The organism is Haemophilus parainfluenzae (assembly GCF_003252755.1).
In the GTDB taxonomy this organism is placed as follows: Bacteria; Pseudomonadota; Gammaproteobacteria; order Enterobacterales; family Pasteurellaceae; genus Haemophilus_D; species Haemophilus_D parainfluenzae_N.
On the sequence record NZ_QEPT01000001.1, the window covers coordinates 134,257 to 150,343 of the forward strand.

14 protein-coding genes are annotated in these 16,087 nt (G+C 38.5%); 9 read left to right on the forward strand and 5 right to left on the reverse strand.

Going from position 1 to position 16,087, the window contains the following annotated elements:
• Nucleotides 1-52 precede the first annotated feature (52 nt).
• The 3 genes from sucA to DPV95_RS00635 form a co-directional block, all read right to left on the reverse strand.
• The gene (gene sucA / locus DPV95_RS00625) at nt 53-2,860 is read right to left on the reverse strand and encodes a 2-oxoglutarate dehydrogenase E1 component (protein ID WP_049366930.1); all 2,808 of its coding nucleotides are present in this window, start codon (nt 2,858-2,860) and stop codon (nt 53-55) included.
• A 149-nt stretch (nt 2,861-3,009) separates the two neighbouring features.
• Nucleotides 3,010-3,714: a ComEA family DNA-binding protein gene (locus DPV95_RS00630; RefSeq protein WP_049366929.1), complete on the reverse strand. Its 705-nt coding sequence runs from the start codon at nt 3,712-3,714 to the stop codon at nt 3,010-3,012.
• A 125-nt stretch (nt 3,715-3,839) separates the two neighbouring features.
• Nucleotides 3,840-4,502 (reverse strand): Bax inhibitor-1/YccA family protein, encoded by a 663-nt coding sequence (locus tag DPV95_RS00635; RefSeq protein WP_049366927.1) that lies wholly within the window; start codon nt 4,500-4,502, stop codon nt 3,840-3,842.
• A gap of 242 nt (nt 4,503-4,744) precedes the next feature.
• On the opposite strand from DPV95_RS00635, the gene DPV95_RS00640 reads away from it, so the two are divergent.
• The 9 genes from DPV95_RS00640 (at nt 4,745) to DPV95_RS00680 (ending at nt 13,239) form a co-directional block, all read left to right on the forward strand.
• On the forward strand, nt 4,745-5,491 hold the full coding sequence (locus DPV95_RS00640) for an SIMPL domain-containing protein (RefSeq protein ID WP_049366926.1): 747 nt from the start codon (nt 4,745-4,747) through the stop codon (nt 5,489-5,491).
• A gap of 250 nt (nt 5,492-5,741) precedes the next feature.
• Nucleotides 5,742-6,047, forward strand: coding sequence for a hypothetical protein (locus tag DPV95_RS00645; RefSeq protein WP_049366924.1), 306 nt, complete (start codon nt 5,742-5,744; stop codon nt 6,045-6,047).
• Between the two features lie 66 nt (nt 6,048-6,113).
• A complete protein-coding gene (gene sfsA / locus DPV95_RS00650) occupies nt 6,114-6,830 on the forward strand; it encodes a DNA/RNA nuclease SfsA (RefSeq protein WP_111406440.1) in 717 nt (238 codons plus the stop codon).
• A gap of 208 nt (nt 6,831-7,038) precedes the next feature.
• Entirely contained in the window at nt 7,039-8,226 is a 1,188-nt protein-coding gene (tyrS, locus tag DPV95_RS00655; protein WP_049384254.1) for a tyrosine--tRNA ligase, read from the forward strand.
• A gap of 75 nt (nt 8,227-8,301) precedes the next feature.
• Entirely contained in the window at nt 8,302-9,228 is a 927-nt protein-coding gene (cscK, locus tag DPV95_RS00660) for a fructokinase (RefSeq protein ID WP_049366920.1), read from the forward strand.
• 58 nt (nt 9,229-9,286) lie between these two features.
• Nucleotides 9,287-9,898: a glutathione S-transferase N-terminal domain-containing protein gene (locus DPV95_RS00665; protein WP_049366918.1), complete on the forward strand. Its 612-nt coding sequence runs from the start codon at nt 9,287-9,289 to the stop codon at nt 9,896-9,898.
• A 9-nt stretch (nt 9,899-9,907) separates the two neighbouring features.
• Nucleotides 9,908-11,362, forward strand: a complete 1,455-nt coding sequence (locus DPV95_RS00670) for a glycoside hydrolase family 32 protein (protein WP_049366917.1) — start codon at nt 9,908-9,910, stop codon at nt 11,360-11,362.
• A gap of 9 nt (nt 11,363-11,371) precedes the next feature.
• A complete protein-coding gene (locus tag DPV95_RS00675; RefSeq protein WP_049366915.1) occupies nt 11,372-11,989 on the forward strand; it encodes a fused DSP-PTPase phosphatase/NAD kinase-like protein in 618 nt (205 codons plus the stop codon).
• A 5-nt stretch (nt 11,990-11,994) separates the two neighbouring features.
• Nucleotides 11,995-13,239: an MFS transporter gene (locus tag DPV95_RS00680; protein WP_049366914.1), complete on the forward strand. Its 1,245-nt coding sequence runs from the start codon at nt 11,995-11,997 to the stop codon at nt 13,237-13,239.
• Nucleotides 13,240-13,291: 52 nt separating this feature from the next.
• Here the strand turns inward: DPV95_RS00680 and pgi are convergent, their stop codons facing one another.
• Entirely contained in the window at nt 13,292-14,941 is a 1,650-nt protein-coding gene (pgi, locus tag DPV95_RS00685; protein ID WP_111406441.1) for a glucose-6-phosphate isomerase, read from the reverse strand.
• 56 nt (nt 14,942-14,997) lie between these two features.
• The gene (gene alr, locus DPV95_RS00690; RefSeq protein ID WP_111406442.1) at nt 14,998-16,080 is read right to left on the reverse strand and encodes an alanine racemase; all 1,083 of its coding nucleotides are present in this window, start codon (nt 16,078-16,080) and stop codon (nt 14,998-15,000) included.
• Between the last annotated feature and the right edge of the window lie 7 nt (nt 16,081-16,087).

The window sequence follows — 16,087 nt, forward strand, 5'->3', positions numbered from 1 at the left end:
TTTCCTTTAAATTATTCTTTCTTTAAAAATTACTAAAATTTTGACCGCACTTTTACAGTGTCAGTGCATCTTCTACCAATTGTTTTTGCTGTTTAGTGTGTAAAGACATGTAACCTACCGCTGGTGAAGCAGAGGCAGGACGACCTGCATATTTTAACTTCACATGCTCAGGAATTGAGCTGTCAAAGTTATGTTTACTGCAATACCAAGCCCCTTGGTTTAATGGCTCTTCTTGACACCACACAAAATCTGTCACATGAGAATAAGGCTCTAGGGCTTTCTTCACATCTTCATGTGGATACGGATAAAGCTGCTCAATACGAATAATCGCCACATCTGTTTGGTTATTCGCTCGACGTTGTTCCAAGAGATCGTAATACACTTTACCTGAGCATAGGACTACGCGTTTAACTTGTTTTGGATCGATATTATCAATTTCACCAATTACCGTTTGGAATGTGCCATTTACTAATTCATCTAAGCTTGAGACTGCAAGTGGATGACGTAATAAAGATTTTGGTGAAATACCAATTAATGGACGACGCATTTTACGGATCGCTTGACGACGTAACATGTGGTAAACCTGGGCTGGAGTAGATGGAATACACACTTGCATATTCTGTTCTGCACAAAGTTGTAAATAACGTTCTAAACGAGCGGATGAGTGCTCTGGGCCTTGGCCTTCATAACCATGTGGTAATAACATCACCAAGCCACACATTCTGCCCCATTTTTGTTCGCCAGAACTAATAAATTGGTCAATCACGATTTGTGCGCCGTTTGCGAAGTCACCAAACTGTGCTTCCCAAATGGTTAATGTTTTTGGATCTGTCGTCGCATAACCATATTCAAAAGCCAATACGGCTTCTTCAGATAATACTGAATCCCACACCTCAAAACGACCTTGGTTGGCATGTAAATGTGTTAATGGCACATAACCTGTACCGTCATTTTGGTTATGCACAACAGCATGTCGATGGAAGAACGTACCACGTCCCGCATCTTCACCCGATAAACGAACATTAGCACCTTCATCTAATAAGGTTGCGTATGCCATAGTCTCTGCCATACCCCAATCGAGCAATTTCTCGCCTTTTGCCATTTCACGGCGATCAGCATAGATTTTTTCTACACGAGGATGTGCACGCAAGGTTTCTGGATATTCACTGACACGCTCCGCTAAAGTTTGGAAGCGTTCTTGTGGGAATTTGCTTTCGTAAGGGGATGTCCAGTCATAGTTGAGATATTGCAACCAGTCCATTTGGGCGATATCCATTTCTCGCCATTCTTTCACTACACGATCGCCGTTATCTAAAGCATCACGATAGAGATTCATCATTTCAATGGCTTCTTCTTCGGTAATCACCCCTTCAGCAATTAAACGATCTGCATAGACTTTACGTGGCGTTGGATGTTTTTTAATGATGCTATACATCATTGGTTGAGTGGCTAATGGTTCATCAGCCTCATTATGACCATGACGACGATAAGAAATCAGATCAATGAAAATATCGCGTTTGAATAAATTGCGATATTCCACCGCCATTCTCGCCGCAAAAGCCACTGCTTCAGGATCATCACCATTCACATGAATAATCGGTGCCTGAATCATTTTCGCAATATCTGTACAGTATTCTGTTGAACGGGTGTCATTTGGGTTAGAGGTGGTAAAACCAATTTGGTTATTAATCACAATACGGATTGTGCCACCAACGGTATAACCACGCGCATTAGACATATTCAAGGTTTCTTGTACAACACCTTGTCCCGCTACCGCGGAATCTCCATGAACAGTAACCGCTAATACTTGATTACGCTCTGTATCGTTCTTTTTCGTTTGACGAGAACGTACCGCACCAATAACTACTGGGCTAACAATTTCTAAATGGGATGGGTTAAATGCAAGGGTTAAATGCACGCGACGATCATCTACAGCAAAGTCAGAAGAGAAACCTTGGTGGTATTTCACGTCACCTGTACGCTCGCCTGAATGTTTACCCGCAAACTCGTCGAAAAGATCTTCTGGTTTCTTACCGAGCACGTTTACTAACATGTTTAAACGACCACGGTGTGCCATACCAAACATCACATCTTGTACACCTTGTTTGCTCGCATGACGAATAATTTCTTTCATCAATGGAATAAAGGCATCACTTCCCTCTAAAGAGAAACGTTTTGCCCCTGGGAATTTTGCACCGAGATAACGCTCTAAGCCATCTGCAGCGGTCAACTCACTTAATAAGTTAATTTTTTCTTCTTTGGTAAAGAGCGGTTTATTTAATTGGCTTTCTAATTTACTTTGTAGCCAACTTTTTTGCTCCATATCCTGAACATGCATAAACTCAAGACCAATTGAGCCACAATAGGTCTCTTTCAGCATTTCAGCTAAATCACCTAATTTGATGTTATCGCGATGATAGACGTAGTGATTAATATTGAAGGTTTCATTGAGATCTTGTTCGGTAAAACCGTGATAACGGTAATCCAATTCAGGTACGGTGGATACTTTCCAGCGATAATAATTGATTGGGTCTAGTTTTGCTTCTAAATGACCGCGGAAGCGATAAGCGTTGATAAATTGGAGGACTTTGACTAATTTTGCACTGGCTTCTGGATCGATAACCGTCACGGCTTCTGCTGTATTTTCTCGCGCTAAACGACGGAAATAATCACGGACTGGTGAATGTGGTTGCTCTACTGCGGTTGTTTTCGGCAATGCATCAAATGTGGCACGCCAGCTTTCATCGACTGAAGATGGGTCTTCTAAATAACGTTCGTATAATTCCTCAATATACGATTGATTAGAACCACCTAAAGCGGTTGAAGCCAACCATTCATCAAAGGCATTGTAATGCTGCATATCTACCCCTTGTATTACATGATGTTATCTGCCCATTATACATAGGATAAAAAAAGAAATAATCCTCAAATCACACTTTGTTACAATTTTGTGATCTACTTCAATAAAAAAACTGCACATAAAGTGCGGTCTGTTTTATCTGAGTTTTCTTAGAAACTTAAGAATGGGGTGATTTTTTCAATTGTAGCTTCACCGATACCATCAATATTTGAAAGCTCGGCAGCACTTTTGATTTTGCCCACTTTGTTACGGTAATCAATAATCGCTTGTGCTTTTTTCTCACCGATGCCAGAAAGTTTTTGTAATGTTTCTGCATCCGCTTTATTGATGTTTACTTTTGCAGAAGAAGCCACTTTCTCTTTTGCTGACTCTTTTGTTGAAGTCGCTTTTTCTTTCACTTCTTTTACTTTATCTGCGGCTTTTGTTTTTGCTTCAGATGCTTTTTCTTTCGCATTATCTTTAACTGAATTGAATTTTTCAGTGGCTTTGTCTTTAATTGACGGTTGATTATTCTCAGTCGCTTTTTCTTTTAAAGCAGATGCTTTCTCTTTTACCGCATCTTTTGCAGAAGTTGCTTTATCTTTCACTGCATCTTTCGCGGAAGTTGCTTTTTCTTTAGCTGCATTAACTTTATCTAATGCGCTTGATTTCGTTGAGCTCGCACTATCACTCATTGATTTAAGCTTATCATTTGCCGCATTTTTCACGTCAGCTTTTGTACTTTCAACCATTGATTTTGAATTAGTTACGACTGATTCTTTTGTTGGTAATACAGATGTATTCGTTGCCAATGCAGAACCAGATACGGCTAATGCAAGTGATGTTAATGTTAAAAGTGATTTTAAAGATTTCATAAAAACTCCTGTTTTGTTATTAATGGGCTCGACAAGCGAACCTGTATGCTAAGACTTATCTTAAGAAAATTAGTTCAAAACAAAAAAACGCCCCTAATAAGGAGCGTCTTTAAATTTAATGCTGACTAATCATCGCTTGAGAAGATAGAAAGTAATCTTAATAAGCTAATGAATAAGTTGTAAATTGACACATAAATACTCACTGTTGCACGAATGTAGTTTGTTTCGCCACCGTGAATAATATTGCTGGTTTCATAGAGGATTGTCATTGTTGAGAATACCACAAACAATGCACTGATCCCTACCGCTAGTGCTGGAATTTGGAAGAAGAAGCTTGCCACAATCCCTAACAATAACACGATAAATAATGAGAAAATTGCGGTAGAAAGGAAAGACATATCTTTCTTCGTTGTTAGCACGTAAGCTGAACAAGCAAAGAAGACGATGGCTGTACCAGAGAAGGCAAGCATAATCAAATCTTCCATTCCTCTCGCCACATACATATTTAAAATTGGCCCGATGGTATAGCCCATAAACCCAGTGAACGCGAATGCAGCCAAGATTCCCCACGCACTATTTGCTAAACGGTTTGTCACAAAAAGTAAACCGTAAAAGCCCACGAGCAATACGATAAGGTTTGGATAAGGCAAGTTTAAGCTCATAGAGATATAAGCAACAACTGCCGAAAATGCCATCGTTAATCCCAATAAGAAATAGGTATTACGTAGCACTTTGTGTGTGCTAAGTAGTGATTCTTCCTGTGAATTAACAACAATGCGAGATTGCATAAAAGCTCCTTATTTTACAAAGAATAAAGTTGATGAAACATCAATCCGTAAAGTAAGGGCTACAGGTCAAAAAGTCAATGGTAAATCAAGAATTTGTTTTAATTTTTAAATTTAGGAAGGTAAAAGTGCGGTCAACTTTTAAAGTTATTTTTTATATGCGTTATAGTGAATAAATTAACTTACTCAACAAGCTGAATTACATTATAATGAGCATTCTATTTACTCCACATCATGGACATTATATGAACAGCAAAAAATCTTATCTCGCTATTTTTGGCATCATTCTCGCAGTTGGATTGATGGCATCAGCGTTTATCTTAGGTAATCAATTTAAAAATTTACGCCAGACCGGCTCTATTTCAGTTAAGGGCTTGGCAGAAAGTCATTACACCTCAACACAAGGTACATGGGTTATTCGTGTAAGCGGTTGGGGTCCAACATATAATGATGCAATGGCAGCGAATCAAAAAAACTTGAATGAAGCCGTTCGTTTCCTTAAAGCACAAGGTTTCGCTGATGAAAATCGAGAAATCACCGAATTAGATGTATCTACTCATACTGACTATTATGAAAATGAAAAAGGCGAAACCAAAAGTAGAGACAATGGCTTTGATGCATCAAGAGCAATCAGAATTTCAACCAAAGAACTGACTAAGTTACAAAAAGCACTCACCAATATTCACCAATTAGTTGCCAACAACCAAGACATTAGTTTTGGTGATCCAAACTATTACTTAGAAAATCTTGAACAAATTAAACGTGAATTAATTTCAAAAGCCACACAAGATGCACATGTTCGTGCTGAAGAGTTTGCGAAAACCAGTAATGTAAAAGTTGGCGTATTAAAATCCGCTTCACAAGGGCCATTCTACATTCAAGCGCCAAATCCTGATGCCGATGACTCTAGCGATTACACTGGTAGCTACGACACTAGCACTATTGAGAAAAAAGCGCGCTTAGTCGTCACTATTGAATATGCCATTGAATAATTGTTTTAATATTTACTAAATGCTAATAAAAGCAAGTACGGCAGTTTATAACATATAAGTTATACTAATAACTGTCGTTAACTATAAAATATCTAATCTTTATTAGCTAGCGTAATCAAACTTAAATTCTTATTTATTTTTTATAAAACACCCAATACATATCAATCCATTACATGCTAACTAATATTTTTGTTTTAATAAATTATTAAAAATAGAAATAACTTAACATGTAAAAAAATAGGAGCTTATAATGAGAGAAATTTTACCTTTTATCATAATAGGTTTAATCATAGCATTCTCTTTTTTTATGATATTTTTAAACGAGCATAATGAGAAGAAAAAATTTATAGAAAAAATTAAACTGAATTCCTTTTTTAATTATAAAGAAAACAACCCAACTCTAGTAAAAGACGGCCATGTAAAATGTAATGTATGTGGTGGGAGTGCTATTGTTATAGTTTATAAATATGCTCCAGATGATTCCAAGAAACCATATGCTTTGGCTCATGTATGTAGAACATGTGGTACAACACTATATTACACAGAAAATGATTAATATTGTAAAAAATAGATTATCATTTAAAAAAAATAACATAAAACAAAAACTTGTCTTAAGGCCCACATGCAACTCCCTACTCTACAATCCGCAAAATTAATTCGTCGCTATAAACGCTTTTTGACCGATATTGAATTACCAAATGGCGAAGTGATCACCATTCATTGTGCAAATACCGGTGCAATGACTGGCTGTGGTGAAAAAGGTGATACCGTTTGGTACTCTCATTCTGATAGCCAAACTCGCAAATATCCGCATAGTTGGGAATTAACACAATTAGCAAATGGCCAACTTGTTTGCATTAACACGCACAGATCCAACCAGTTAGTCTTTGAAGCCTTGCAAAACAAACAAATCAAAGAACTGGCTATGTACGATGAAATTTATCCTGAGGTGAAATATGGTGAAGAAAATAGCCGTATCGACTTCTTGCTTAAAGGTGAAGGCTTACCAGATTGTTATGTTGAAGTGAAATCAATCACCTTCGTAAAAGGTACATTAGGAATGTTTCCCGATGCGGTGACTACTCGTGGTCAAAAACATGTTCGTGAGCTTTTGACCATGAAAAAACAAGGACATCGCGCCGTTGTTCTCTTTGTCGGATTACATGATGGCTTCGATCGTTTTAAAATCGCTGAGTTTGTAGATCCTGAATATGATCGACTTTTAAAAGACGCCAAATCTCAGGGTGTTGAAGCTTATGCTTATGCGGGAAAATTTGACATTTCAGATGGCATTCCGACCGCACTTTCTCTCACAGAAAGTGTACCTTACATCGATTAAAAAAATAATTGAGAATTATTTTCATTTTGTTGTTGACAAGGTATTTGAGAATGGTTATCATCTAACTATTCCAAAAACAAACAGATAATCACTCCAACTTCACGCCTATTTCCCCACAAATAGGCGTTTTTTTTCATCTCAATCTTTTCATTTCAGCCATATTCTCTATAATGTAGCCTTTAATATTAAAATAACATTAGGAAATAGAATGACTGATATTAATACCGTTCTCGCAGAACTAAAACGCGGTACTGATGAGATTCTTTCTGAAGCAGATTTAATCGAGAAACTGAAAGAGAATCGCCCACTTAAAATTAAACTTGGTGCAGACCCTACTGCTCCGGATATTCACTTAGGGCATACCGTGGTATTAAACAAACTTCGTCAATTCCAACAATTAGGCCACGAAGTCTATTTCTTAATTGGTGATTTCACGGGTATGGTCGGTGACCCATCTGGTAAAAATACCACTCGCCCACCGCTTAGCCGTGAAGACGTGCTTCGCAATGCGGAAACCTATAAAGAACAGATTTACAAAATTCTAGACCCACAAAAAACGAAAATTGTATTCAACTCTGAATGGTTGGGTAAATTGGGTACTGAAGGGATGATCCGTTTAGCAAGTAACTACACCGTAGCGCGTATGCTAGAACGTGATGACTTCAAAAAACGTTTTGGTAACAATCAACCTATCGCAATTCACGAATTTATTTATCCTTTATTACAAGGTCATGACTCTGTTGCTTTAGAAGCAGACGTAGAACTTGGTGGTACAGACCAAAAATTCAACTTACTTGTTGGTCGTGAATTACAAAAATCAGCCGGTCAAAAACCTCAAGTAGCGATTACGCTTCCATTACTTGTTGGTTTAGACGGTGAGAAGAAAATGTCTAAATCATTAGGCAACTACATAGGCGTGACAGATGCTCCAAGCGATATGTTCGGTAAAATCATGTCGATCTCGGATGACTTAATGTGGGATTGGTACAACTTGCTTTCTTTCCGTCCACTCACTGAAATTGCGGAATTAAAAGCAGAAGTAGAAAATGGTAAAAACCCACGTGATGTTAAGATTTTATTAGCCAAAGAAATCATCGCACGTTTCCATGATGAAGCGGCTGCAGAGGCGGCTGAGCAAGAATTTATTAACCGTTTCCAAAAAGGTGCAATGCCGGATGAAATGCCTGAATTCACCTTTGAAGGCGAAATTGGTTTAGCAACCTTATTAAAAGAAGCGGGCCTGGTTCCTTCAACTTCAGAAGCGATTCGTTCAGCTAAACAAGGCGGTGTGAAAATCAATGGCGAAAAAGTCGAAGACATGAAAGCCAATGCGCCAAAAGGTACAAATGTTTACCAAGTCGGTAAACGTAAGTTTGCACGCGTAACCATCGCATAAAACACCTATGAAAATGACCGCTCTTTTTAAGTGCGGTTATTTTTTAACTGATATCCACAATAGAAGGAAAATAATATGAGCCAAAAAATCTGGGTACTGGGTGATGCAGTGGTTGATCTTATTCCTGACGGTGAAAATCATTATTTACGTTGTGCCGGTGGCGCCCCTGCAAATGTGGCTGTTGGCGTAGCACGCTTAGGCAGCCCAAGTGCCTTTATTGGTCGTGTAGGTAATGATCCCCTTGGCCAATTTATGCAAGACACCTTAAATGCGGAAAATGTGAATACACAACATATGATTTTAGATCCGCAACATCGTACCTCTACAGTTGTAGTCGGCTTAGATAATGGCGAACGCAGCTTTACCTTTATGGTAAACCCAAGTGCGGATCAGTTCTTACAAGCAGGCGATTTACCGCCTTTCCAACAAGGTGAATGGCTACATTGCTGCTCTATTGCGCTGATTAATAATCCATCTCGCGAAGCCACCTTTGAAGCAATTCGTCGTATTAAAGCTGCTGGTGGTTTCTTCTCTTTCGATCCAAATCTACGTGAATCACTTTGGTCAAGCTTAGAAGAAATGAAAACCGTGGTCATGGAAGCCGTTGCATTAGCTGACGTATTAAAATTCTCTGAAGAAGAATTAACGCTTTTAACCAATACTGACAGCCTTGAAAAAGCCTTTGAAAAAGTGACCGCACTTTATCCTGAAAAATTGATTATCGTGACTCTAGGTAAAGATGGCGCGCTCTATCACTTAAAAGGTAAGAAAGATGTAATTGCCGGAAAAGCCTTACAACCGGTTGATACAACTGGCGCAGGTGATGCCTTCGTTGGTGGTCTGCTTGCAGATCTTTCACAGCATCCAAACTGGAAGGAAAATGATGTGCTTGTGCAAATTATCCGTCAAGCCAATGCCTGTGGAGCCCTTGCTACGACAGCAAAAGGGGCAATGTCTGCGCTACCAAATAAAGCTCAATTAGCAGCGTTCCTAGCCGACTAAGGATCAAAGGTGCAAATTATTGCACCTTTTATTTATGAAGATAATTTAGGAGATATTTATGAAACTTTGGTATTCCAACTCTAGCCCTTATGCAAGAAAAGCCCGTGCCGTAGTACAATATCATCAATTACAAGATCATGTTGAATTACTTCTCACGACAAGTGGTTTAGATAAGAATTCACCACATAATTTAGACAATCCTCTTGGTCGTTTACCTGCATTACAACGAGAAAATGGTGAGTGGCTTTATAATAGTTCTCTGATTGCAGAATATCTTGATAACATCGGTACTCAACCTTCACTTTATGGGAACAAAGAGACACGTTGGGAAATTCTCCGTTTACATTATTTAGCAGATGGTATTTTAGAGAATGAAATATCCGTAGCACCTGAAAAATGCCTTCGTCCACAAGAACAATGGTGGCTTGAACGTCATCAACAGATTTTTGACCGTACAGAACGAAGCTTAATCGAGCTCCAAAAAGCCATTGATATCTTTGGTGAACAATTAAATATCGGTACATTGAATGCTGTATGTGCGATTGATTTCCTACTATTCCGCGATGCTTGGACTCATGCTTCACAACATGCAACCATCAAATCATTAAAAGCATGGGCTGAAGCAATGAATCAACGCTATGATTGCTTAAAAAATACTTTACCCAAATAAAATTAAATTATGATTATTTTCAATAATGGCAAATACAAAAGTATCCTAGCCGCAGAAGCGGGTGAACTCACAAAAATTACTGAAACTGTGCAAAAAGACAAGGATTTTCGACCGCACTTTCATATTGCCCCACCAACTGGCTTGATGAATGATCCGAATGGTTTGATCTTCGATGGAGAGAAATATCATCTGTTCTATCAATGGTTTCCATTCGATGCAATTCACGGGATGAAGCATTGGAAGCATTTAATCACGAAAGATTTCCAACATTATCAATCAGCAGATGATCTGATTCCTTGCGAGCTTTTTGAGTCTCACGGCTGTTATTCTGGTGGCGCTTTGAAAGTTGGTGACAAATTGGCCATGTTCTATACCGGCAATACTCGTCGACCAAGTGATAATCAACGCGTGCCTTATCAAAATTTAGCAATTTTCAATCTTAATGGGAAATTGCTTAGCAAACGTCCGTTAATTGAAAATGCGCCTGAAGGTTATACGGAGCATGTTCGCGACCCGAAACCTTATTTCACCGAAAACGGTAAAATCCGTTTTATCTGCGGTGCCCAACGGGAAAATCTCACCGGCACGGCGATTATTTTTGAAATGGACAATCTTGAAGATACGCCTCGTTTATTAGGTGAGCTTTCCTTGCCTGCTTTTGACAACAAAAACGTGTTTATGTGGGAATGCCCTGACCTATTGAAACTCAGTGATAAAGATGTGTTTATTTGGTCGCCACAAGGTAAAGATCAAGAAGCACATCAATTCCAAAATAATTATCATGCGACTTATGCTGTGGGTAAATTAACGGATTTAACCTTTGAAGCAGAATATATCGGCGAATTAGATCAGGGTTTTGATTTCTACGCACCACAAACGTTTGGCGGCTTAGATAATCAAACTTGTACTGTGCTTTTCGGTTGGATTGGTTTGCCAGATTTAACTTACCCAACAGATAAATTTAAATGGCATTCTGCTTTAACCTTGCCAAGAGACTTGCGCTTAGAAGGGACAAAAATTTATCAACGTCCGATTGCTAAAATAGACGAAAATCTAACCGCACTTTCAGTGCTTCATCTTGATGAAAAAGCGGATATTGCTAATTTAGATCGTGCTTATGTAAAATTTGAGGCAAATAACCAAGCCTTTGACTTAACCTTCTTCCAAAATGAAAAAGGACAATCACTGCGCCTATCTTATGAAAATGGCTTGATCTGCTTAGATCGCAGTCAAAGCGAACAAACGGAATTAATGGAGAAATTCGATACAAAACGCTTCTGCGAAATTGAAAATCTGCAGACTGTTGAAATTTTCTTTGATCGCTCAATTATTGAAATTTTCTTGAATCACGGTGAAAAAGTCATGACATCAAGATTTTTCATTGAGAACAGAGAGAATACAATAACCAGCAATCGCCCGTTAGATTTAATGATCGGTTATTTACCGGCTATTCAATATATTTAAAAGGTTTTTATGCAACAAACTCATTTCAATTTATACAAGATGAGCAAAAATGTCCTTTTTGCTTTAACGGCTTTTTCATTAGTCGCCTGTACGACAACACCAAGTGAACCGCCAAAAAATACAGAACATTGGGCAACTTTAATCAGCGAACAGGAAAATTTATATCAGATTGATAATAAATTTTACCGTAGTGAGCAATTAGAGCCGCAATCTGAAACATTATTAAATAAGTTGAATATTCACACGATTGTAAATTTACGCTTTTTTGACCGTAATGATGATAAACAAGCATTTGGTCATACTAAGATCAACTTGATTAATACCCCATTACTTACTTGGTCAATCAGTCCAGATGAAGTGGCTGATATTCTGTGGCAAATCAAACAATACAAAAAAAATGGTGCGGTTTTAGTGCATTGTTATCATGGCGCTGACAGAACAGGCTTAATTGTTGCAAGCTACCGTGTGATTTATCAACATTGGGATCTCAATGAAGCCAAACGTGAAATGCAACAAGGTCCTTACGGCTATCATTCTGTTTGGAAAAATATTGATAATTTCTTCACGCAAGAAAATATGGCTAAGATCAAAGCCGAATTAGATAAACGTTCTAACACAACAAAATAGAGAACATGAATGAAAGTGCGGTTAAAATTAACCGCACTTTTATTTCCCACTACGCTCTTTTATTAAAATTAATGACTATGTTTGTTCAACAACAAAACTCAACACCATCTAATCTTGTGGCTTTCAATTTTCTATTGATTGCCTTTTTAACGGGAATTGCATCTGCGTTTCAAACGCCGACCTTAAGTTTGTATCTCTCTCAAGAGATTCAAGTTTCACCTTTTTTTGTGGGCTTATTCTACTCAGTGAATGCCATTATTGGCATTATCTTGAGCCAAATTCTGGCGAAATATTCTGATAAGCAAGATGATCGTCGCAAAGTGATGATTGTATGCTGCTTAATTGCCGTGCTTGGCTGTCTGATTTTTGCTTATAGCCGAAATTATTATGTGTTAATTATTATCGGCACAACGCTATTAGGGCTAGGTTCATCCGCTAATCCGCAATCTTTTGCTTTAGCGCGAGAATATGCTGAAAGTAGTCATCGTGAAGCGGTGATGTTCACCACAATTATGCGAACTCAAATCTCATTGGCTTGGATTGTTGGGCCACCACTTTCTTTTTTCATTGCGTTAAACTGGGGCTTTGATTACATGTATTTGGTGGCAGGTTCTGCCTTTTTACTGTGTGCAGGCGTCAGCAAATTATTGCCGAAAATTCCTCGTCAAAGTGCGGTTAAAAATCAAGAGATTTTAGACAATACGCCACCAAGAAAAAGTGTGATTTACTTGTTCATCGCTAATCTATTGCTTTGGACCTGTAACAGCATGTATCTCATTAATATGCCATTATTTGTAATTAATGAATTACATTTAGACAAAGAATTGGCGGGAACATTAATGGGAACGGCTGCAGGATTGGAAATTCCTGTGATGATATTAGCGGGCTATCTCACCAAATATTTTACTAAAAAGCGCTTGATTGTGATTGCTTTAGTTTCAGGGCTCGCTTTCTATTCAAGCTTATTATTCGCTGAGCAAACTTGGCAGCTTATCGGATTACAAATACTTAATGCGATTTTTATCGGTATTACAGCCACGATTGGGATGGTGTATTTCCAAGACTTAATGCCGACTAAAATGGGCACAGCCACTACGCTATTCAGTAATGCGGCAAAAAGTAGCTGGATTATCGGAGGACCGATCGCCGGTATTATTGCGGAAATCTGGCATTACAATTCTGTTTTTTATGTCGCAGTGGCGTTAATTTTTATCAGCGTAGGCTGTATGTGGAAAGTTAAATCAGTTTAGTAAAAATAAAAAAGAGCGGTCAATTTTGACCGCTCTTTTGTTTTCCATTATCTTATCGCCACGCTTTAAATTGATTAATCAATCCATTGGTTGAGCTATCATGGCTTGAAACATTCTCTTTGTCTGCCAATTCAAGAAGAATTCGGTTCGCTAGTTGTTTACCTAATTCCACGCCCCATTGGTCAAAACTGAAGATATTGAAAATCACACCTTGTGTAAAAATTTTGTGTTCATACATCGCAATTAATGCGCCAAGAACAAATGGTGTAATTTTTTGCACTAAAATAGAGTTGGTCGGTTTGTTACCGGTAAAGACTTTGAATGGCACAATGTCTTTTACCTCATCCAACGATTTACCCGCTTTCACAAACTCGGCTTCGACTTCTTCTTTGGTTTTACCGAAAGCAAGTGCTTCAGTTTGTGCAAAGAAGTTTGATAACAATTTGCTGTGGTGATCACCTAATGGATTATGACTTTGTGCCGGCGCGATAAAGTCACAAGGGATTAACATCGTACCTTGGTGAATCAACTGGTAGAACGCATGTTGACCGTTTGTACCTGGTTCGCCCCAAATAATTGGGCCGGTTTGATAATCACGAATAACATTGCCATTACGATCGACATATTTACCGTTTGATTCCATGTTACCTTGTTGGAAATAAGCCGCAAAACGGTGTAAATATTGGTCATAAGGTAAAATTGCTTCAGTTTGTGCACCAAGGAAGTTGGTATTCCATAAGCCTACTAACGCTAATGTTGCAGGGATATTTTTTTCTAATGGCGCAGTACGGAAATGTTTATCCATTTCATGTGCACCACTTAATAACGCTTCAAAATTATCAAAGCCGATTGAAAGTGCGATAGAAAGACCGATTGCAGACCATAAAGAATAACGGCCACCAACCCAATCCCAGAACTCAAACATATTGTTAGTATCAATACCAAATTCCGCTACCGCTTTACCATTGGTCGAAAGCGCTGCGAAGTGTTTTGCCACCGCGCTATTATCTTTCGCTGCCGCTAATAACCAATCACGTGCAGAATTCGCATTGGTCATGGTTTCTTGTGTGGTAAAGGTTTTAGACGCCACTAAGAAAAGTGTCGTTTCAGGATTTACTTTTTTCAACGTTTCAGCGATATGTGTACCATCTACGTTTGAAACAAAGTGCATGTTCAAGTGGTTTTTATAAGGACGAAGCGCTTCGGTCACCATATAAGGGCCTAAGTCCGAACCACCGATACCGATATTCACCACATCAGTAATCGCTTTTCCGGTATAACCTTTCCATTCTCCTGAAATCACACGATCGCAAAATGCGCTCATTTTCGCTAGTACCGCATTCACTTCCGGCATCACATCTTTGCCATCTACATACACAGGTGTATTTGAACGGTTACGAAGTGCGGTATGTAATACTGCTCGATTTTCTGTACGATTAATTTTCTCGCCTGTAAACATGGCATTAATCGCTTCATCTAATGCAGATTCTTTGGCTAATTGACGAAGCAATTTGAGAGTTTCTTGATTAATTTTATTTTTTGAAAAATCCACTAAGATTTGATTTTCAAAAGTTAAAGAATAATCATTAAAACGATTTTGTTCTTGCTTAAACAAATCAGCAATCGTGGTATGAGCCAGTTGAGATTGGTGAGTTTCAAGCGCTTTCCACGCTTGTGTATTGGTTGGATTGATGTTTTTCATGAATATTTCCTTTTAAAAATTGAATTCTTTACATTTTTGCTTTCTTGCAAAAACAATTAATCGACATATTCTGTTATAACACGAGGGGTTAATTTTGTAATCAATTCATAGCTTAAAATACCACTGTATTTAGCTACCGTTTCAATTGGTAATTCCTTACCCCATAAAATTACTTCATCACCTACTTTATCTTGGCTATCTGCACCTAAGTCTACCGTTAGCATATCCATTGAGACGCGGCCGACAATAGGAACAATTCGACCGTTTAGATAAACTGGCGTACCTTCCGGCACATCACGCGGATATCCATCACCGTATCCAATAGCGACAATACCAATTTTGGTATCTTTCGGACTGGTCCAAATGCCACCATAGCCAACAGGTTCACCTTTTTTATGTTCACGTACAGCAAGCAAAGATGATGTTAAATTCATCACGGGAATTAAACCAAATTCAGCGCCGACAGTATCCGTTGGTGAAATGCCGTACATAATAATCCCTGGTCGAATACAATCTAAATGTGCTTCAGGCCAGAATAAAATCCCGCCCGATGCCGCAATGGTTCGCTCTCCACCTTTATCTTTTGTCGCTTGAAGGAAACGATCAAGCTGAACTTGAGTATAATCAGAATCTAATTCATCTGCTCGACTAAAATGACTCACAAAACCTAAGTGCGGTTGAATTTGAGGGAGTTTTTTCAGCTCTTGATAAAAATAGTCCACTTCATCAAGCGATACACCTAAACGGTGCATCCCCGTATCAATCTTCAACCAGACTTTGATTGGACTTGGTACTACAGCTCGTTTTAATGCTTCAAGCTGTTCACGGTTATGTACCACCGTTTCAATGTTATTTACCGCAATAATCGGTAAATCTTTTTCATCAAAAAAGCCTTCTAGCAATAAGATCGGTTTAATAATACCGTTAGAGCGTAACGATAACGCCTCTTCTAAACGCGCTACGGCAAAGCAGTCCACCATGCTTTCTAAAGCAGATGACACAAATACCACCCCGTGACCATATGCATTTGCTTTTACCACGGCAATAATTTTGCTATGTGGCGCCTTTTCTTTAATAACTTGTAAATTATGTTTTAAGGCAAGCGAACTAATTTTCGCTGTTGCCGGTTTTACGTTCATTTTTCTA

What these genes read in the sequence shown, in the direction of transcription:
- DPV95_RS00670 (WP_049366917.1), top strand. Translation starts at nt 9,908, where the DNA reads ATGATTATTTTCAATAATGGCAAATACAAAAGTATCCTAGCCGCAGAA.
- sucA (WP_049366930.1), bottom strand. Translation starts at nt 2,860, where the DNA reads ATGCAGCATTACAATGCCTTTGATGAATGGTTGGCTTCAACCGCTTTA.
- DPV95_RS00665 (WP_049366918.1), top strand. Translation starts at nt 9,287, where the DNA reads ATGAAACTTTGGTATTCCAACTCTAGCCCTTATGCAAGAAAAGCCCGT.
- tyrS (WP_049384254.1), top strand. Translation starts at nt 7,039, where the DNA reads ATGACTGATATTAATACCGTTCTCGCAGAACTAAAACGCGGTACTGAT.
- DPV95_RS00675 (WP_049366915.1), top strand. Translation starts at nt 11,372, where the DNA reads ATGCAACAAACTCATTTCAATTTATACAAGATGAGCAAAAATGTCCTT.
- DPV95_RS00630 (WP_049366929.1), bottom strand. Translation starts at nt 3,714, where the DNA reads ATGAAATCTTTAAAATCACTTTTAACATTAACATCACTTGCATTAGCC.
- alr (WP_111406442.1), bottom strand. Translation starts at nt 16,080, where the DNA reads ATGAACGTAAAACCGGCAACAGCGAAAATTAGTTCGCTTGCCTTAAAA.
- DPV95_RS00635 (WP_049366927.1), bottom strand. Translation starts at nt 4,502, where the DNA reads ATGCAATCTCGCATTGTTGTTAATTCACAGGAAGAATCACTACTTAGC.
- DPV95_RS00680 (WP_049366914.1), top strand. Translation starts at nt 11,995, where the DNA reads ATGAATGAAAGTGCGGTTAAAATTAACCGCACTTTTATTTCCCACTAC.
- pgi (WP_111406441.1), bottom strand. Translation starts at nt 14,941, where the DNA reads ATGAAAAACATCAATCCAACCAATACACAAGCGTGGAAAGCGCTTGAA.
- DPV95_RS00645 (WP_049366924.1), top strand. Translation starts at nt 5,742, where the DNA reads ATGAGAGAAATTTTACCTTTTATCATAATAGGTTTAATCATAGCATTC.
- cscK (WP_049366920.1), top strand. Translation starts at nt 8,302, where the DNA reads ATGAGCCAAAAAATCTGGGTACTGGGTGATGCAGTGGTTGATCTTATT.
- DPV95_RS00640 (WP_049366926.1), top strand. Translation starts at nt 4,745, where the DNA reads ATGAACAGCAAAAAATCTTATCTCGCTATTTTTGGCATCATTCTCGCA.
- sfsA (WP_111406440.1), top strand. Translation starts at nt 6,114, where the DNA reads ATGCAACTCCCTACTCTACAATCCGCAAAATTAATTCGTCGCTATAAA.